General features: G+C 44.2%; 17 protein-coding genes and 1 pseudogene. 5 read left to right on the forward strand and 13 right to left on the reverse strand.

Going from position 1 to position 18,514, the window contains the following annotated elements; translation table 11 throughout:
- Positions 1-10: 10 nt before the first annotated feature.
- The 7 genes from M1D70_RS21880 to M1D70_RS21910 form a co-directional block, all read right to left on the reverse strand.
- Positions 11-1,027: a glycoside hydrolase family 130 protein gene (locus M1D70_RS21880; protein WP_456287943.1), complete on the reverse strand. Its 1,017-nt coding sequence runs from the start codon at positions 1,025-1,027 to the stop codon at positions 11-13.
- 63 nt (positions 1,028-1,090) lie between these two features.
- Positions 1,091-2,707, reverse strand: a complete 1,617-nt coding sequence (locus M1D70_RS21885) for an extracellular solute-binding protein (protein ID WP_456287944.1) — start codon at positions 2,705-2,707, stop codon at positions 1,091-1,093.
- A 52-nt stretch (positions 2,708-2,759) separates the two neighbouring features.
- Positions 2,760-3,671, reverse strand: a complete 912-nt coding sequence (locus tag M1D70_RS21890; RefSeq protein WP_009589981.1) for a carbohydrate ABC transporter permease — start codon at positions 3,669-3,671, stop codon at positions 2,760-2,762.
- Between the two features lie 16 nt (positions 3,672-3,687).
- Positions 3,688-4,677: an ABC transporter permease gene (locus M1D70_RS21895; protein WP_456287945.1), complete on the reverse strand. Its 990-nt coding sequence runs from the start codon at positions 4,675-4,677 to the stop codon at positions 3,688-3,690.
- A 796-nt stretch (positions 4,678-5,473) separates the two neighbouring features.
- On the reverse strand, positions 5,474-5,755 hold the full coding sequence (locus M1D70_RS21900) for an AAA family ATPase (RefSeq protein WP_083829904.1): 282 nt from the start codon (positions 5,753-5,755) through the stop codon (positions 5,474-5,476).
- Between the two features lie 320 nt (positions 5,756-6,075).
- Positions 6,076-6,306, reverse strand: a complete 231-nt coding sequence (locus M1D70_RS21905) for a protein-tyrosine phosphatase family protein (RefSeq protein ID WP_456290480.1) — start codon at positions 6,304-6,306, stop codon at positions 6,076-6,078.
- Positions 6,307-6,336: 30 nt separating this feature from the next.
- Positions 6,337-6,885: an RNA polymerase sigma factor gene (locus M1D70_RS21910; RefSeq protein ID WP_456287946.1), complete on the reverse strand. Its 549-nt coding sequence runs from the start codon at positions 6,883-6,885 to the stop codon at positions 6,337-6,339.
- 199 nt (positions 6,886-7,084) lie between these two features.
- On the opposite strand from M1D70_RS21910, the gene M1D70_RS21915 reads away from it, so the two are divergent.
- Complete coding sequence (locus tag M1D70_RS21915; RefSeq protein ID WP_009589800.1) at positions 7,085-8,206, forward strand: hypothetical protein; 1,122 nt, start codon at positions 7,085-7,087, stop codon at positions 8,204-8,206.
- A gap of 157 nt (positions 8,207-8,363) precedes the next feature.
- Here M1D70_RS21915 and M1D70_RS21920 read toward each other — a convergent pair whose 3' ends face one another.
- A complete protein-coding gene (locus M1D70_RS21920; protein ID WP_133120331.1) occupies positions 8,364-8,816 on the reverse strand; it encodes a hypothetical protein in 453 nt (150 codons plus the stop codon).
- A 303-nt stretch (positions 8,817-9,119) separates the two neighbouring features.
- On the opposite strand from M1D70_RS21920, the gene M1D70_RS21925 reads away from it, so the two are divergent.
- The 3 genes and pseudogenes from M1D70_RS21925 to M1D70_RS21935 form a co-directional block, all read left to right on the forward strand.
- The gene (locus M1D70_RS21925; RefSeq protein WP_009590036.1) at positions 9,120-9,476 is read left to right on the forward strand and encodes a DUF3221 domain-containing protein; all 357 of its coding nucleotides are present in this window, start codon (positions 9,120-9,122) and stop codon (positions 9,474-9,476) included.
- Between the two features lie 151 nt (positions 9,477-9,627).
- Complete coding sequence (locus M1D70_RS21930; RefSeq protein ID WP_009589838.1) at positions 9,628-10,887, forward strand: chymotrypsin family serine protease; 1,260 nt, start codon at positions 9,628-9,630, stop codon at positions 10,885-10,887.
- Between the two features lie 293 nt (positions 10,888-11,180).
- Positions 11,181-11,953, forward strand: a pseudogene (locus tag M1D70_RS21935) (helix-turn-helix domain-containing protein); the annotation flags it as partial.
- Here M1D70_RS21935 and M1D70_RS21940 read toward each other — a convergent pair.
- The 5 genes from M1D70_RS21940 to M1D70_RS21960 all read right to left on the reverse strand — a co-directional run bounded on the left by M1D70_RS21940 (position 11,888) and on the right by M1D70_RS21960 (position 17,188).
- Positions 11,888-12,322 (reverse strand): UvrD-helicase domain-containing protein, encoded by a 435-nt coding sequence (locus M1D70_RS21940; protein WP_083829905.1) that lies wholly within the window; start codon positions 12,320-12,322, stop codon positions 11,888-11,890. The pseudogene M1D70_RS21935 and the gene M1D70_RS21940 sit on opposite strands and share 66 nt — an antisense overlap.
- Complete coding sequence (locus M1D70_RS21945; RefSeq protein WP_009590015.1) at positions 12,285-12,608, reverse strand: hypothetical protein; 324 nt, start codon at positions 12,606-12,608, stop codon at positions 12,285-12,287. Before M1D70_RS21945 ends, M1D70_RS21940 begins: the two co-directional genes overlap by 38 nt.
- A gap of 13 nt (positions 12,609-12,621) precedes the next feature.
- Positions 12,622-13,551, reverse strand: coding sequence for an AAA family ATPase (locus M1D70_RS21950; RefSeq protein WP_433940832.1), 930 nt, complete (start codon positions 13,549-13,551; stop codon positions 12,622-12,624).
- Positions 13,552-14,307: 756 nt separating this feature from the next.
- A complete protein-coding gene (gene dhaK, locus M1D70_RS21955; protein WP_009589825.1) occupies positions 14,308-16,068 on the reverse strand; it encodes a dihydroxyacetone kinase subunit DhaK in 1,761 nt (586 codons plus the stop codon).
- Between the two features lies 1 nt (position 16,069).
- Positions 16,070-17,188 carry a glycerol dehydrogenase gene (locus M1D70_RS21960; RefSeq protein WP_009589903.1) on the reverse strand — a complete coding sequence of 373 codons (1,119 nt, stop codon included), beginning with the start codon at positions 17,186-17,188 and terminating at the stop codon, positions 16,070-16,072.
- Between the two features lie 202 nt (positions 17,189-17,390).
- On the opposite strand from M1D70_RS21960, the gene M1D70_RS21965 reads away from it, so the two are divergent.
- Positions 17,391-18,437: a PocR ligand-binding domain-containing protein gene (locus M1D70_RS21965; RefSeq protein WP_456287947.1), complete on the forward strand. Its 1,047-nt coding sequence runs from the start codon at positions 17,391-17,393 to the stop codon at positions 18,435-18,437.
- Positions 18,438-18,514 lie beyond the last annotated feature (77 nt).

Here is an 18,514-nt window from a genome sequence, read left to right on the forward strand (position 1 = left end):
TTTACCTCACTCACTGCGGTTCGTTCAAGATATGCTCTACCAGCTCATCGACCGGCACGGTAGCCAGTGCAATTGCAGTGTCGGTCACACCATAATAGATATAGAGCAGACCGTCTTTGACCACGTTTCCTGTCGGGAACACCACATTCGGAATTTGATAACCGAATTTCTCATAATAGGCTTCCGGTTCCATAATGTAATTTTTCGTTCTTGCTATGACCTTCTCAGGGTTGTTCAGGTCAAGAAGCATCGCCCCAACACGGTAAACGACCTGATCATCAACGCCGTGGTAAAGGACCAGCCAGCCTTTATCGGTTCGCACAGGCGGCGTGGCTCCGCCGATTTTCCTGGATTCCCATGCCGGATTCTCGGCTTTGGCCAGAAGCTTCGGCTCTTCCCAATGAACCAGATCCTCGGAGTACGTAATCCATATCGCCGCGCTGTCGGTTCCGTAAGCTGCACCCACGTATTCCTCCGGACGGCGCAGCAATGCATACTTTCCGTTAATCTTCTCAGGGAACAAAATGTTGTCGCGGTCATTGATATCGAGCGGTGTCGTATCGGCAACGAATTCCCAGTCGATCAGATTGTCCGACTTTAGAATCGAAGAGCGAGTGAGCCAGTGGCCCTCCTCCTCCCCCCAGCCGTCCGGATATTTGGGAATCGACCGCTCCGGTATCCCCGCTCCTGTCGGATAGTAACTCATGGCGCATGGCCTAAGGGCATAGTTTAGATAGTACGTGCCGTCAATTTTGACAATCCGCGGGTCCTGGACGCTTCCATATGGAAAGCCCAGCATGTCAGGCGTCACGATCGGCTCGTCCTTCACGTGCGTAAAATTCACCCCGTCTTCACTCTCCAGCAGTCCCAAAACATTCTTGCAGGGCGTTAGCGAGCCTGCGGTACGCTCAATCATATAAAACTTGCCGTTGTCTATAATAACCGCAGGATTGAATACGGTGACTTTACGCCATTCGTACGTTCCCGGAACGACGATCGGATTGTTCGGATGTCTCGTAATTTTCATAGGCTGTGCCTCCACATTTGTATGATATTCAGGAGATTTATCAGGCCCTCTATCATTTTATGTTTAGCTCGACTTCCAGCGATCATATGCGCCTTGATAGATTTCGACGACCCGGTCGGCACCCATTTTCTTCATCGTGTTCAGGTAGTTATCCCAATTGGACAATGGTTCTGCTCCGGTCACGAACTTCGCCTCCATCTGTTGTACATATGTGCTCAAATCCGAGTTCAGGCTGTTAATCTCGGTTTGCTCTTCAACGGTAAGGAACAAGGCAGGGAACGGAGGTCTGGCTCCGCGATCCAGCAGCTTTTCCTTCGTCTCCTTTTCAACCCACTGGTCAAAGTCGGTCTTCAATCCTTTATTGATATCGTCCGTGTTGATGGTAGGAGCCGGAATGCCGTAGTTTGGCGTCAAAGTCGCACGGTAGTCCTCCATTTCCATGCCGTCCGGCACAGACAAATAGCGTTTCACGCGATTAGCTTCATCCGTATACTCCCACAGCATGCCTTCCGGTCCTTTGTTGAAAAAAAGCGACCCTTCATAAGAGTAAAGGTAGTCCACCCAACGCATCGATGCTTCAGGGGCAGGATTGGTCACTGAGATGGCAAAAGCCCCTGTCGTAATCCCTCTGTTCTTGGCGATGGCCGGCTTGTCTACCAAATCGCTTTTCACCGGAGCGAACATCGGATCCTTGGTGGACGGCTCTCCCCCTTTGGTCATGTAGGCATGCCAGTCGGAGAACAGGGCCACCTGATTGTTCTGTGCCTTGGCCTTTTTCTGTTCTGCGGTTTGCGAATAGCTTTCGTGGTCGAGCAGATCCTCTTTCCATAGACGGTTCATATAGACCAGATACTCTCTGAAGCCCTCTTCTATCGGGGTATAATGAACAACATCCTCATCGTCTACATAAATTTCGTCTTCATAGACGCCGAAAGCGCCAAGAAGCCAAGTACGAATATCCCGAGCATTGGTCGTCGCCGTCGATACGGAAGAGATCGGGATTTCATCGGCGACTCCATTGCCGTTCGGATCCTCTTCTTTTACCCGCTTCAGGAAGGTATAGAGCTCCTCGGTCGTCTCCGGAAGCTTGTCGATATTCAGGGCCTCCAGGAAATCACCGTTGTACCACATCGGGTTCCGATACCAGTGCTGGCTTAAATCGACCGCAGGCAAGGAGTAAATATGTCCATCCGGAGCCGTAATGGATTTACGGATCTCCGGAATTTCATCCATCAGCGCCTTGAAGTTCGGAGCATATTCCTCGATGAGCTCCTCCAGCGGAATCAGAATACCCTGCTCGCCATAGTTCATCTGTTCGGCCGCCGTCAAACCTGCAGCATAGAAAACATCCGGGTAATCGCCGCTGGCAAATACGAGGTTCTTCTTCGTATCAAAGCTATCCTTCGGTGCATTCAAGTATCGGAATGAAATGCCCGTCTTTTCCTCCATCTGCTGCAGCACAGCCATATCCTTCCAGTTCTGAACGCCGACATCAGGTGCCATCATGGTCAACGTAATCGGTTCATTCATAATCGGGAAGCCTTCCTTATTCACGGCGGCTGCTTCCGTTGACTTTGTTCCGGCAGATTTCGTATCGCCGGCCGAACCGCATCCGGCGAGCAGGGACAGGGCTGTCAGCCCCGTCAACACCAGCTTCCAAGGTTTGCTTGTCATCTTCATCCATGTTTCCTCCCTTTGTATATTCAAGCTCATATCTTATAAAACGCTTTCATTATCCTTTTACAGAGCCGATCATGACCCCTTGGACAAAGTATCGCTGTAAAAAAGGATAGAGAGCCACAATCGGCAGCGTAGATACAACGATAACCCCGTATTTAATCAATGATGCCGTTTCGGCTTTGGAATTCATGGCCCTGGCAGCATCCCCGCTGATCCCGGCGCCGGTCGTCTCCGCCGTCATTTCCTGAAGAACCAGAATCTGCCGCAGCACCATCTGCAGAGGATACTTGCTCTCATCGTTGAGATAGATCAGAGCCGGAAAATAGCTGTTCCAGTGACTGACCCCGTAAAATAATGCCATGACTGCAATAATCGGCGCGGACAGCGGCAGAATAATGCGGACGAACAGCTTCAGGTTGGTACAGCCGTCCATATATGCCGCTTCCTGCAGTTCCTTGGGAATCGTCGTCTGGAAGAACGTCCGGGCAACGATGATATTCCATACCGATGCGGCTACGGGAAGAATGAGCGCCCCCATCGTGTTGATCAGTCCCAAATTCCGGACGACGAGATATGTTGGCACAAGACCTCCGGTAAAAAACATCGTGAACAGAATAAATCCCAAGAACAGTTGACGACCGACCAAATCCGACCTGCTGAGCGCATAGGCTGCAGGCAGTGTCACGGCCAGGTTCAACAGCGTTCCTATCCCAGTATAAACGATCGTGTTCAGGTATCCGTTCCAAATCTTCGGGTTTTCGAAGACCAGCTGGTATCCGGCCCAGGTAATCTCCTTGGGAAACAGCCACATCGCACCGGAATTCACCTGCTGCGGGCTGCTGATCGATGCGCTGAGAATATATACGAGCGGATACAGAACAACAATTAGAGCGATGCATAAATAGATATAAACGCTGCCGAGAAAAATCTTGTCCCACTTCGATTCCTTCATCGCGGTAACCAATGCACTTCCCTCCTTTCTACCATAGGCTGTTCTCGCTGGTGCGTCTGGCAATCCGGTTGACCGTTACCAATAGAATGACGTTGATCACGGAGTTGAACAGGCCAACGGCTGTCGAGAAGCTGTACTGCGCGTCGACCAGACCGGTCCGGTAAACATAAGTTGAAATGACATCGGAAGATTCCATATTCAGCGAGTTCTGCAGCAGCAGTATTTTTTCAAAGCCAATCGTAAGAATGTTGCCCATGTTCAAAATCAACAAAATGGTGATCGTTGGGAGTATGGCCGGGAGGTTGATGTGCAGCAATCGTTTGAAACGACTGGCGCCATCCACAATCGCGGCTTCATGCTGCTGGGGATCGACCCCGGACAGCGCGGCCAGATAGATAATGGTCCCCCATCCGGTGCTTTGCCAGACCCCGGACAGAACGTACACGGTCTTGAACCACGCCGGATCCGACAGAAAGTTCGGCGCATCGATGCCCATCCATTTGATCAATTGGATCAGGATGCCTGTGGACGGCGATAAGAAGGTAATAATCATACCCGCCATGACAACAACGGATATAAAATGAGGCGCATACGTAACGGTCTGGACGATTTTCTTGAAGGGACCCGTCCGGATTTCGTTGAAAGTGAGCGCCAGGATGATCGGCAGCGGAAACCCGATGATCAGCTCGTAGAAGCTGAGGCTGAACGTATTCCAGAGCAGATCCCAGAAATAGTAGGAATTGAAGAAACGCTCGAAATGATCGAAGCCCACCCATGGGCTGTCCATGATTCCTTTGCTGGGGATAAAGTTCTTAAAGGCAATCTGGATGCCGTACATCGGCGCATAGTGAAATACAAGGAAATACAGTAAGGCCGGCACCAAGAACAGATAGAGCTCCCAGTTCACCCTGATTCGTTTACCAAGAGACGTTTGGTTTACACCTGGATTAGGCGGCTTCGTTTCGCGTTGGATGGAACGTCTTCCGGATATCACAGCAAGCAGTCTTCTTCCCTTCATGTTTCCCCTCCTTTCTTACATCTCGATTCATGTCAGGTTATCTGGTTCACTCACGTACATCACGTTTCAGTGATAAACAGGTAACGCTTACATTCCAAAGTGTAGAGAAGACAGCATGACATCGTAAATGTGTAAGATGTGCATTGTCATCCGTCAGTCCGGCGAAATCCCGCTGCTGTCCTTTATTTTTCATCCGAATCTCCGCGATTTTTGCTCTTATATGATGCGGAGTATGTGTAACATATGAACCTGTTATTAGGATTCATATGTTACATATTGTGCTCCATCAAGCGTTGTGTGAACATGGCCTACGAACACCGAATATGCGTTAACTCGTACGAGACAAGAACGGACAGAATTAAGATAGCAAGCAGGAGGAGAATGGAGTTGCCAGCAAAACTCTAGTTCTGCTATGCAGTAGTTTGCTTTGAGCTCGTCAACCAGGGTGAGCTTTGGGGCAAGAACTTGAGCTTTGAGCAATCCAAATAAAAAAACCACCAACTTTAATTGGTGGTTTTTATACTGGATACTGTTTCGCTGTGTGGCGTCATAATTTTTGAGAGAAAGCACTGTAAAAACACTAATATATCAAGAGGCGTTTTCATAATTATTGAGAAGGACTATTAAGAAAACAAGAATAATCGTATTAAAATTCATAATTGATGAGAATATCAGCAATCGAGGAACTGAATAAATATACAAATTAATGTATTTAGTGTATACAATTAGTCTCCAATACGATTAATGCACAAAAAAAGACCTCGATAACTGATCGAGGTCTGACACTTAGCTTGTTTTACACTACTTTTTGAATCCTACTATATCTAGCGACTTCTGATGAAAACTCAGGAATTTCGTTACCTGCACAAACAAATTTCACACTAAATTTCTCTGAAAGGAATCTTAAAAATTCAAAAACCTCAAAACTGTGTCTGCTAAATTTAATTTGCTGAATGTCATCAATTATCAGAAGAGAAATGTCCTTATTACTTAGGACAATCTCTAAATATTCATATAATTGTGAAGTCGTTCTATTAACATTAGGAACTCCTAATGTCTGAAGTATACATTTTAATATGGATTAGGAGATTTTAACTCTAAGGACGGTAGATCCATATATAAAGCTCTTGTATTATCTTCACAGTATTTTTTCAAAAAGGTATTCCCCGTTTCCGTTCCAGAAGCAGCTATAACAAAGCAAAACTTTTCGTTACTATTGCAAGAAGTCCAAAATAAGACCACGAGTTTTCTCATAAATTATATCATTCACTTTATTTACCTCCCAAATACTTTTTAATATTAGAAGTATCGTCACAAAAGTCAACTTTTATACATATGTCATTTAACATTAGTAGTTGATTCTATTTTCCGTATAAGTAACTTGTTGACAGGTGGCTATCATAAGACTAGGCTGGCTTCAAATATCTTTTCGAGGGATTCCCTTTGGGTCGGCTTTATTTGAATAATAATTCGAATGCTCTTGGCCATTTCCACAGCTTCGGCAATGGTTTGGGCCTCTCCTGGGGCTAGCAAAGTTCCAATAGCAACGGTTCCTGTTCTTCCTTTACCTCCCCCACAATGAAAAGCAACTTTTTGGCCATTGTGAAAGGCACTTACTACTTCATTGATCGCCTTTTTCGATGGTACCCCCCGTAGTTTTTACCATTTTTTCGAAAAACTATGATATAGCTTTTTTCTTGCTCTAAATAGCCGTTGAGTAATCACTTGTTCCGACAATTTAAGTTCCTGAGAAATTTCTTTATAGGATTTTCCTTGAAAATAAAATAATTTGATTAAATCTCTATAGTCTCTTTTTAACTCATTTATCGTTTGATGTAACAATTCTTTTTTTATTTTCTCTTCAATTCTATCTAATGTGTTTATGTGGCTGTCTAATTCCTTTATTGTATTTACCTGTTCAGCGTCATAGAAAATCTGAACTTTTTTAAGTTTTCTATAGTGATCTAACGCAGTGTTTCTCACGACTCTTTTTATCCAAGCTATATCTGGAACGGTTCCTCTTGGCCAATGGTTCATAATTTTAATAAATGAATCATGAATAATATCCTCTATCGACGAATGATCCTTCATCAGTGGAACAATGTATCTATACAAATAGTGATAATACAATCGGTAGACCTTTTCTTCTGGAGAAATGTCTGTACCCCTTTTCTCCTCGTTGATTGAAGTCTTGATTTGTATGCTCATTTAAACTCCCCCATAAAATATCAAATTTTGAAATAAATTTATGTATTTTAGTAAGAATTTGTAATTATAATCGTTATATTATTGTACACCGCATTAAAGTAGCTGTAAGGGACACTTAAAAAACTTAAAAAAGGAGGGGGAAGTTAGTATTAAAGTAATTTTATGTATACTAATATAACGCTTACAAGGAGTGAGTAGTTTGACTTTAACTAGTAAAAAATTCGTAACATGTTTAGCAGTAGTGGCACTTTCGTTCTCTGCTTTTTCTACAAGTGCATTTGCCGCAACAAAAACTTGGACCAATAATACATTGACAAATTGGGACAAACCTATTTCCGGAACTTTTACAGCTGAAAAAATTTCATCCACTCTAGCATATAACGAGTTGGATTTTTGGTGGTCTGCTAGCCAAGTTGACTATATGTCATGGGTGGCAAATTACCCTACCTTTGATTTTAGGGATAATGGAAAGAGCGCTCTTGATTCTGGTGGCGGTGCCTCAAGTAACTTACCTGATCCTAAGTTCGATTTCGAGGATGATAATTCAGATGGAAAAGTTGATGAAATTGAGGTTGTAGCAGTCGGGAAAGCTGAAATTCAAGATTTGGTCGATTATAATTTTTATGCTTCATGGTCAAAGTCTGGTTCCAGTAACCCTTACATGATTGCTTATTCGTCTATGAGTGGCTCTCCATTATTTCCAGGTGGAGATTTCAATACTATTCCAAACTCTACAGATTCATTGGCAGGTCATTACTGGAATGATTTATCGACAATGTCAACTTTGATGTTAGATCAGTCTTACATACCAACCTGGGACGAAAAAATGGAAATATTGAATCAAATTGAGCTTCAGAGTAATGACTCCGAGGGACAGGTTGTGAGCCCTTCCTATAAAGGTCTGAAGACTGCAGATGACATTGCTTCATATATAAGTCTGGCCGATAGTGTCTTATCATCCGCTGTAGATCAAGAATACAAGTATAAAATTACTTTTAACAAACCTTTAACTCTTGAAGAAGTCACTACTATGAATGAGCAGAACCAACTTAGTTCTTCTGTATTTTATGCTCGTGCATTTAATGAAAAAGGGGATAGAGTTACAATTGCACTTAATGGTCTTAATGAAGATGTTCTAAAACAAATAGTAGAAAATCAAAATCTTGATTTCAAAGGCTTTATCGAAATCGAAGGTCAAGCAAGTAGTGATGATTTAAAAAAAGCTAGAGATTCAGAAGCTAATATTTTCTCCGTTGAAATCGGGACAGAAGGAATTCAGCCGAATGGCCTTTACTGGAAACTGGAGAATACAAGAAATTAAGAGCAATACCAATCTTATAAAAGTTACGAAATTAACAAGGCGATCGCTCTGTGAGAGTGATCGCCTTGTTAATTATTTTTCTAGATCAGTTACTTTGTTAATTACGGAAGGGAGAATGATTATAGAGCATCTCGATAAATATAAAGGTTTTTGTTACTTAGGAAGTGACGTTTGTTTTACCAAAAGCAAGCATTGTAGCTATGCCTCCCCAGAAAGCAAGAACTAACAATATTAAATGTAAAAAAAGCCCCAGTAAACTTGTCGACGAGAAATCTGCACTTCCCACATAAAACCACAAAAATAGTGGAGGTAATTGCGCTAAAATTAGTAATAACATGGAAAAAAGCGTGATTCCTAAAATAAAGCGTTTATAACGTTGGCTTTGTGATAAATTATATAAGAAAGAACCGGCAAATAATCCGAAACCACCAAAAACAGCAAATAATGCCCACTTTTCTGTAGCCATCGTGGCTTGAGTTATTTCTGGACCGAGAGATATCGGTAATCCTAAATTTAGAAAATAAGGTAGGTACAAAAAACCAGTAAAAACTGATAATAAAGAAACTAATCTGATGATGAATGGGAAGTTTCTAAATCTTGTAACAGTCATAATCTTAATGCCCCTTTCATGTTATAGATTACATTGTCTTTATAAATTATATATTATTATATACATTTTAATCCTTTATATCCAATTTTATTTATTTCCTGCATTGAGTTTAGATGGATCTGTCATGGGAAGGGACTTATGGCTATTCATTTTGGGAATTAACATCTACAACTATCAAAAGCGTTTCAACCTCCACATCTTGCTACAGCAATAACTTAAGACTAAGCAATGTAATAATTTCTGTGAAGTGAGTTCAGGTACATCAATGAGACTAATCCAAACTATGAATTAGGAGGAACAGAAATGAAAAAAGCCAAAACATTAATAACGATATTACTATGTTGCACAATCATTGGTTGCAATCAATCCAAGGTAGAGAAAGGTGACTTTATTTTTGATAAGGTAATTAACGATGATAACACACCTATGATTGCGGTCGTACGAAATATATCTAAAAATGACGCAGCCAATAATGAGTTGTCCGACTATTTAAATAATGATAATCCAGACGATGTTATTTATTACCACATAACAGATATTAAATTATACGAGGATCTAGAAATTGGTGAGAGAGTTACGGTAACAGCTCCAACTACTTTGCTTACGAGCCCGCCTCAAGCTATAGCGATAGAAGTTAAAAGATATGAAGATAAAAATTAAAAACCGAAATGTTAAAAAAACGGATCCTCTGATAGTAAGTGAATTTACAGTAAATGCTAACAACAAAAAAAATTTCAATAAATGGTTAACCTATCACGAGGTTTATGCGTTCTATAAATAGAGCCAAAAATTTATTGAAGGGATTGAGGTTGTGAAGAGAAAATTGTCATCATTTATAATAATTGTCTCATCGTTCTTTTTGATAACAGGAACGGCTTTTTCTGAAACCAAACAAGTATCTGTCTCAAGTAATCTGGAAAGCAATGAAAGAGGGGAAATTAAAGTAGACCTTGGCCCCGCGCCTCCAAACGCCATTAAGTCAGTTATTCCTTTTGAAGAAAGTAATCCTGAGAAAACTAAACGGGATGAGGATCATGGAGAAATCTCTATCTATTTGCAAACAAATTATAGTGATATTTATGGGGGAACCTATACCTCTATTGAAGGCCAAAAATATTTTCTATTAACCGAAGTAACCCCTGAAATAGAGTTGGAAATTCGGAAATTAAGTGATTTTCCGGATACTTTTGAGATTAAACAAGTACAATATTCAGAAAAGCAACTGGAAGCTGTGAAAAACAGTCTGTCCCAATCGGCTAAAGCCTTTGATTTGCAAGGCGTTGGACTAGATATTGAAAACAATCGTGTTTTAGCCATTACTACTACTCAACCTAATAAAGCAAATGAAGCAGCTATTTTAAAAGAGGGGAATTCTGATATTATCCACTGGAAAGTAAACGAAGAGAAAGCGGTTTACGAACCGTTAGCCTATAATATGTATCCCGGAGAACAAATTGATATGCAATCAACAGCAAGCACGAATTTTTGTTCATTATCCTTTAACGGCAGAGCAAATTTAAAGGACGTTGGGGTAACGGCGGGACATTGTGGAAACCGGACTTGGTATGACGTATCTGATGGATCATCCTCCATTGGTAAAATGAGTAACGCTGTTTTCTCAGATAATTCATTGTTTGATGCCGGGTTCATCGAGTATGTTAGCGGGGTTAATCCAAGCTATTATTTGAACGGTAATACGATGACAATTGGTACTACGGATTATTCTGGTATTCATCGGGAGGTAGGGGATTATGTTTACATTCATGCTGTTTCAGGAGTAGGGAATAGCTACGGATCCTTAAGGATTACGATTACTAACTATGACTTAATCGGTGGACCCACGGACATGGTTCTTACACAAAATAATAGCTCACTTCTTCCTGGTGATAGTGGGGCTTTGGTTTACTCACTGGCACATAACGGGACTAAGAACTATGCAAGAATCGAAGGAGTTTTCGGTGGAAGATACCAAGAAACACCGACAAGCACTAAGTACCTTACATTCTCCAAATATAGTCGAGTATTTGATGGTTTAGGTATGTCTGGGGTCTATACGGATCCGTCTTACTAAATTCATAATCCAGCAAGGAAAGAGATTTAACCGTGGGGGACTTTTTATCAGTCTTCCCCACGGCTGTAAATTAAAAATAAGAACTAGATACCAAACAAATTCCATCCTATCTTCTCCCTCTGTCTAAATAATATCTCATCTCAATATCGAACGCGTTCTCGATAAATATAATCGACCTAAAACCCTAGGTTTTCATGACACAATTTTGACTACATAAAAATCATGACCACCCGTCCAATGAACTGCACCCCAATTGTTAGACACCATCTAACATTGGAGGTGCAGTTTTTTCTATGGCTAATTTTAGTCCGGACGAAAAATTACAAGCGGTTATACGTTATCAAAATGGATCAGAAAGCATGAAATCGATTGCGAAATCAATAGGACTTCATCATACTGTCCTATTACATTGGATTAGACAATATGAGCACCATGGTGAAGAGGTCTTTAAAAAGCGCTATACACCGTATTCCGTACAGGATAAACTAGACGTACTTAATCATATGAAAGAACACGGGACGTCTATTAGAGAGACAGCTGCAGTATTTAATATTGCCAGTCATAGTACCATTCTAAGCTGGCAAAGAAGCTTAGAATTACACGGAATAGACGCCCTACAACCAAAGAAAAAGGGGCGTTCATCCATGAAAAAGGATCCAAAACAACTGAATGATCAAAAGCCTGTAGAGGGGTCTGTAGAGGCTTTACAAAAAGAGATAGAACTTTTGCGTATGGAGAATGCTTATTTAAAAAAGTTGAACACCTTAGTTCAAAACAAGGAAAAATCACCAAACAAGACAAAGCGCAAGTAGTCTATGAACTAAGGAACGAATTTTCGGTGAAAGCACTTCTGCAGCTCGCAGATATCCCTCGTAGCACGTATTACTACTGGGTGAATACATTCGGTATGCCGGACAAAGATTCTGAGTTAAAGGACGTTATTCAAGCGATTTACGAGGAACATCAGGGGCGTTACGGTTATCGCCGTATTCGAGATGAGTTAGTGAACCGCGGTCACCATGTAAATCATAAGAAGGTGCAGCGTTTGATGAACGTGTTGGAGTTGCTGATTCGGAGTTAAGAATGTAAAATCCCGACTCATTTTAATTTTATCCCCGTAAGCTTTCAGCACCCACATGCAGAAGTTATGAAAAGTGCCGATTCTAACTCGTTTTTGATTTACCCCAAAGGAAGCAACTCTCGAGCTCATTTCATTAGCTGCCTTATTAGTGAAGGTGATTGCAAGTACTCGTTTCGCCTCAGGCAACCTGCCTGATTCAAGCATGTAGGCGATTCGACTTGTAATCACACGCGTTTTGCCCGTACCAGGACCAGCGAACACCATAGAGTTTCGATCAAAAAAACGAACTGCCTCTAATTGTTGGGGGTTAAGACCTTCAAGACATTTCATCGTTGGTATCCACATCCGATTCATTAGTATTGTAGCCCGCCAATGAAATCACAAGATCAAGTGTGTTTTCGAGGAATTCTCTGGGGAAATACTCCGAGAATCGTTCCCCGATCAGTCTGCCTGTTGTCCGCCCTTTTATCTTGCGGAAACCACCAGCGAGTGCTTTACGAACTTCGAGATCAGCCTCTTGTACACTTTCTACGATCGAAACGCATTCTGAGAGCTCAGCTGACATCTTGCGAAGCGCCTTAATTTGGCCTGCCTTATCCCCGTCGAAACGGTTTAAGGCACCTTTCAGATCCGAGAACACCTCATCAATTCGTTCACGGGGGCAGCGATTCCTCAAGGAAACTGATCAGCTCTGCGATTGGGGCATGCAGGCAGACATAGCCTTCGATATCTCCCATATCCACATGCCTTGGCAATTCAAATATGTTATCCGTAATCTCTTTGATTTGATCAAGTTCTTTATCGTGTTTACTATCTTTTGAATCGTAATCAATCATTGCTACATGCTTAAGTTGCAACTGAATATTCTTTTTGATATCCACCGTCGATGAGGCGGCAACAGTCAGCCGCAGGAGGTCACTCACATCCGGAAGATCAATAATTTTGCGTGTAACCTTCGTGACGCCCCCTATAAATTCACCGATATCGATATTGTCTTTAAGTGAATCTCCCGCTTCATCCAGTTTATCAAGAATAACTTGTTCTTCAGCCGATATATCGATCTGCTTGAGAATTCGCCCGAACATGCTCCCTTTATTAGACTTTATTGCTCGATAATCTCTGAGCGCGTCTTGGTAGTAAAACGAGATAAGCCGCTTTTCGCTAAAGTTCACAGAGCGCTCAGGCTGTCTTCCATAAACTAAGGAAGGCTCGCTTTCTTTGGTTTGTTTATCAAACACGCAGGTGAAGACAAGAGGCAAGAACCACTGTTCCTTTCCATCCATTTCCTCACTGTCGACGATTCCAATAAAGTGCGCTCTTAATTCATCGCTTAGGTCTGAGAATGTGACTTCAACTCTTATGGGCTTGTCTAGGTCGTAAAAATCAGTTTCCTGAAACTCTAATGTCCTTATAGATCTCTCAGGATTAAAGAGATAATGGAGGATAGTCAAAATACTAGTTTTGCCTGCGTTGTTTTCACCAACAAGCACCACCATGTCCATACCGTTTACTACTTTTGGCACAATCAGAACTTCTTCATCAAAGTTCCTAAAGTTACTCACTCGAAGTTCCTTGATTCGCATTGTGTTCCCCTACTCTCATAAGTATTCTGCCAGTTAAAACAATTACAGGTGCTGTAACGCTAAAAATCATGTTTGATTAACCCCATTACATTTACACAAGAGATTAAAAACATGCCATCAGCGGACACCGGGGTTGGATTGTACTTTTTTCATCTGATTCAAGCGTAGTATCGCCGGACCTTCGGGATGCCTCATATATTCAGTCCGATCCCGCATGCCTGATCTCACCACGTGAAAAACCTTATATATTTATGTACATAAAAACACACGGCAACAAAAATTTCATGTTGCCGTGTACGTGGTGTAAAGTTCATGTCGCTTCAATTTGCTTCATAATTTCATTGATGTAATAGCGTGGTAATGAAAGTTTGAGCGGGATGATAATGCATTCAACTTAATATGAGAACACCCCGCTCCTATATCATTGTTTTTTTGAAGTTTTTTGCCCATTTTAGTTTGAACATTGAGAACATTGAATACATATGCATTTATTAGAATCCGTACAAATTTCTCAAGTCAAATGAAATAATTTTTCAAGAAAAATGGCACTGTTCTTACTCAGATTGAAAAATCACAACAGTCAAAAAAAGCTTCAGGTATCGCTAGCACAATTTCCACATAACTAGCCAATGTATAACGGTGCATAAAAATACATTTATCATTAATTATGAATTTTTTTCTCACTAATTTGAAAAATCTTCTCAATAATTATGACGCCACACATTTCGCTTATTGTTGCTGCTTCTTGTTTCGGAATTACTTCATCACTTTAGCCAGCTCGGTGAAAATAACCCCGAGCGCATACGCGCCCGCATCCGGGTATCCGATGCTGCGTTCGCCTACCGTGCCCGCTCTACCCATCCGGGCAACGATATCCGCCGTCTTCTGCGCGCCGAGCACCGCTGCTTCGGCCGCTTTGACCGCTGCCGGCTTCATGTCTTCGCCTTGCTCTCCACTCTGCGTCCATGCATCCGCGAACGGCACGAGCGCATCAATCAGCGTCTTGTCGCCGACGACGGCTCCTCTTCCGAAGGACCTTTCACCCGTATCCTGAATTCCTTTGACGACGGCCTGCATCATCTCCGCGACCTCATGAACGGACAGCTCCTGCTTCTGCCCTGCATATTTGCTTGCGGCTCGGAACGCCGATCCCCAGATCGGTCCTGAAGCCCCGCCGCAGTGCTCCATAATGATCATTGAGCAGGCGTCGAGGAAATCGCCGATATCACGATGGTGATGGGTAAGCAGATCGTTCCACTCCGATTTGAGCTGCTTGAAGCCCTTGGCGACGCTCATCCCGAAATCGCCGTCTCCGGCATGAGCGTCGAGCTCGCAGAACGGCACCTCGTTCTCGATGATGACCTCGCTCATCTGATCGATCAGATACACGATATTTTGCAAGGATAACCGGTTGTTCTTAATCACCGCTGCTGCAGCATCCGTATTGTTTTTGTACGATACCGCATTCCCTGACTTCTGTTTATGAACAACCTCGGTAAAGTTTACTGGCTGGAACGATCCCTTAACTGATAGTGCAGGCGTATCGCATGGCGCAGACAGCCACTTCTTGAGCGTCTCGTCCAGCTTCATGATCGTTACCGATGCGCCGGCCATATCGATGCTGGTCATATAGTTGCCGACAAATCCTTTGAATACCCGCTTGTTTCGGGCCGTCAATTCACGTATTACGGAATTGTTCAGTAAATACAGCTCCTGCAGCGGCGTCCCGCCAAATCCGTTGATTAGTACGGCAACTTCGGCTTCCAAAGCATCATCCAGCTCCAGGTTGTCCAGCAAAGACGTAACCATCCGCTGCGCCAGCTCATCCGCAGAAACGGCTTTCTCCCTGCGGATTCCCGGTTCGCCGTGAATGCCGACGCCATATTCCATCTCGCCATCCTCGATCTGAAACGTCGGGGTTCCCTTTGCGGGAACGGTGCAGGAGGTAAACGCGAAGCCGATGCTGCGGACATGGTTGATCGCATGCTGCGCCGCTTCTTTCACTTCCGGCAGGGACAGCCCCGCTTCGGCGGCCGCTCCGGCCACCTTATGAACGAGCACCGTTCCGGCAACGCCTCTTCTCCCTACCGTGTAGAGGCTGTCTTCCACGGCGATGTCATCGTCTACCTTGACGTAATCCACTTCAATGCCGTCTTCGCCTGCGAGATGGGCTGCATTCTTGAAGTTCATGATGTCGCCGCTGTAGTTCTTGATAATAAGCAGCGTCCCCTTATCGCTGGCGGAGCTGCGGATCGCTTGGTACACCTGGATTTGGGATGGGGAAGCAAATACGTCCCCGCACACCGCCGCATCCAGCATCCCGGTTCCCACAAATCCGGCATGGGCCGGTTCGTGCCCGCTTCCGCCGCCGCTGATCAGGGTGACTTTTCCTTGATTGATCTCTTTTTTGGAAATTACTTTGTATTTTGGGTCGAACGCCAGCTCGGGATGCGCCAGTACCAACCCATTGCACATTTCCCGAACCAGGGTTTCCGGTTTGTTCATGATTTTCTTCATCTTAGACCTCCTTGCTTGATTTATATTGACGGCCCAACTGGTCAGCCGCCATAATGGCCGATGCGACCGCTTCCTCCGAAATCGGGAACGGCATCGAATGAATGGATTCCTCGGCAATGCATGCCTTCTTGGCAACCTCAAGCAATTCCTCGTAAGTGACATGCTCTATGCCGATGTCCGCCAGGCATACGGGAAGACCGATCGACAGACAGAAATCCAGCACTTCCTTCATTTCGTCCTGTTCCGCATTCTCAAGCACCAATTGGGCAATCGTGCTGAAGGCTACCTTCTCGCCGTGATAATAATGGTGCGTTCCTTCCAAAGCCGTCAAGCCGTTATGAATCGCATGAATCGCTGCCAAACCGCCGCTCTCGAAGCCCAATCCCGATAACAGAATATTCGTCTCGACGATATTCTCCAGCGCAGGCGTCACGATGTTCTGATCGCAGGCCAGTTTCGCTCGATATCCGTTCTCGAGCAGGGTGTCATAGCATAGCTTGGCAAGTCCAAACGCGGTGATCGTTCCCTTGGCCTCGCCGCCGCACGGCAAACCGGCATTGACATTGGAATACGATTGAGCCGTCGCTCTTGCTTCGAAATAGGTCGAGAGCGCGTCCCCCATTCCAGCAACAAGGAATCTGGTCGGCGCTTTGGCAATAACCGTCGTATCGATCATGACGACGCTTGGGCTTTGCTTAAAATAAGCATAATCGTCGAATTCGCCTTCGGGGGTATAAAGAACCGCCGAATGGCTTGTCGGTGCATCCGTTGCCGCAATCGTCGGAACGATAATCAGTGCCTCGCCTTCGGCTACGCATTTTGCCGTATCAATCGCTTTGCCTCCGCCGAGGCCGATCGTGCAGGCACATTGATGCTCCTTGGCCAATGCCTGCAATCTGCTCACCTCCTCCCGGGAGCATTCCCCGCGGAAGCCGCTTTCAACGAGCGTTATATTAAATTTCTGTTTCGTTGCGTCCAGCTTGTCCTTCACTCGGGCAACGTCATCGGGATGGGCGATCAGCAGCGCGGAATCTCCGAATGTCTTGACGAAATACCCCAGATTCAACAGCTCGTTCTCACCTTGCACATATTTTGTCGGACTGATAAACGCCCTTCTCATTTTTCATTCCTCCTAAATTGACTATATGTTTTATTATAGATTGTGCTCATTTGGGAAGCATGAAACAATGAGATCGGAATAAAGCGTTTTCTTATCGTGTTTTTTTGTCATCTTGATGGCAAATTGTATTATCTTGTCCTTTAGTAGAATCATTCGCTATAATTATATAGAGTTTCTATTACGTTCATAGGAGAATGTCGTCATGTCCAAATCCCGGTTCGATTTAGAAGAAATCATAGATTTGGAGAAATGGGAGAAGCTGCAGGATTCCTTATCGCTTGTGACCAAAATGGCGATCCTAACGGTCGATTACAAGGGCGTTCCCGTGACCAAGCACAGCTACTGCCAGCCTTTCTGCCAAGGCGTGCGCCAGGATGGCCATCTCTCGCAGTATTGCCAAAAATGCGATGCGCGAGCCGGCATTGAAGCGGTTCGCCAGAACAAACCATACATCTATCTGTGCCATTTTAACGTTATCGATATCGCCATTCCGATCATCATCGACAACCAATATCTTGGCGCGATCATGGCCGGACAGCTCAAGCTCCGGGAGCCTGACGCGCCGATGCTGGAGCAGATCGTGTCCCGGCCGCCCAATGTGGAGTCCAACCGGAAGTTCAAGGAACTCGAAGGGGATTACAACGCCCTGCCAGTCCTGTCATACGAGGAAGTAACGAGGTGCGTGGATCTGCTGCTGCAATTGAGCACGTATATCGTGGAGGAAGCCATTCAAAAGCATACCACGGTGGATATGTACAAAAAAGTGCTCACGTCTAGCATGAACGCGCCAGCGTCCGTTGAAACGCTGAACGAGTCCGATCGCGCGGTCCGCAGCATTCAATCCATCCAGCAGGAGCTGTCAGGAGCGCTGATCGACACCAAATTGAAGAATGGCGCTGGGCGGTTTGCCTCTTCCAATCCGGTGCTTCAGCCCGCGTTTGACTATATTTTTGCGCACAAGCATGAAAATTTCAGCCTGAAGGAGATGGCCAAGCTGTGCCATATCAGCCCCAGCTATTTCAGCCGTATCTTTACGAAAGAAACTGGGGAGAATTTCTCCGTCTTCATCGCCCGGCTTAAGATTGAATGGGCCAAGCAGTTGCTGGAATCCACCGATTCGCCGATCCATCAAGTGAGCGATGATCTAGGCTTTTGCGACACGGGCTATTTCATCAAAACATTCAAAAGATTCGAGAACCTCACCCCGGCCGTGTACCGAAACATGTATGCCGGGGTATCCGCGAAGTAATCGTTCCAGGCTGTCGACCATTCATGTAAAAATCCCTTCGTGCATGCACCAAGGGATTATTGCGATGACCGTTATCC

It is taken from the genome of Paenibacillus sp. AK002 (assembly GCF_053903045.1).

Excerpts from the sequence above, each read along its gene's own strand:
- M1D70_RS21880 (WP_456287943.1), bottom strand. The coding sequence starts at position 1,027 with ATGAAAATTACGAGACATCCGAACAATCCGATCGTCGTTCCGGGAACG.
- M1D70_RS21885 (WP_456287944.1), bottom strand. The coding sequence starts at position 2,707 with ATGAAGATGACAAGCAAACCTTGGAAGCTGGTGTTGACGGGGCTGACA.
- M1D70_RS21895 (WP_456287945.1), bottom strand. The coding sequence starts at position 4,677 with ATGAAGGGAAGAAGACTGCTTGCTGTGATATCCGGAAGACGTTCCATC.
- M1D70_RS21910 (WP_456287946.1), bottom strand. The coding sequence starts at position 6,885 with ATGAGCATACAAATCAAGACTTCAATCAACGAGGAGAAAAGGGGTACA.
- M1D70_RS21920 (WP_133120331.1), bottom strand. The coding sequence starts at position 8,816 with ATGACTGTTACAAGATTTAGAAACTTCCCATTCATCATCAGATTAGTT.
- M1D70_RS21925 (WP_009590036.1), top strand. The coding sequence starts at position 9,120 with ATGAAAAAAGCCAAAACATTAATAACGATATTACTATGTTGCACAATC.
- M1D70_RS21940 (WP_083829905.1), bottom strand. The coding sequence starts at position 12,322 with ATGAATCGGATGTGGATACCAACGATGAAATGTCTTGAAGGTCTTAAC.
- M1D70_RS21950 (WP_433940832.1), bottom strand. The coding sequence starts at position 13,551 with ATGCGAATCAAGGAACTTCGAGTGAGTAACTTTAGGAACTTTGATGAA.
- dhaK (WP_009589825.1), bottom strand. The coding sequence starts at position 16,068 with ATGAAGAAAATCATGAACAAACCGGAAACCCTGGTTCGGGAAATGTGC.
- M1D70_RS21960 (WP_009589903.1), bottom strand. The coding sequence starts at position 17,188 with ATGAGAAGGGCGTTTATCAGTCCGACAAAATATGTGCAAGGTGAGAAC.
- M1D70_RS21965 (WP_456287947.1), top strand. The coding sequence starts at position 17,391 with ATGTCCAAATCCCGGTTCGATTTAGAAGAAATCATAGATTTGGAGAAA.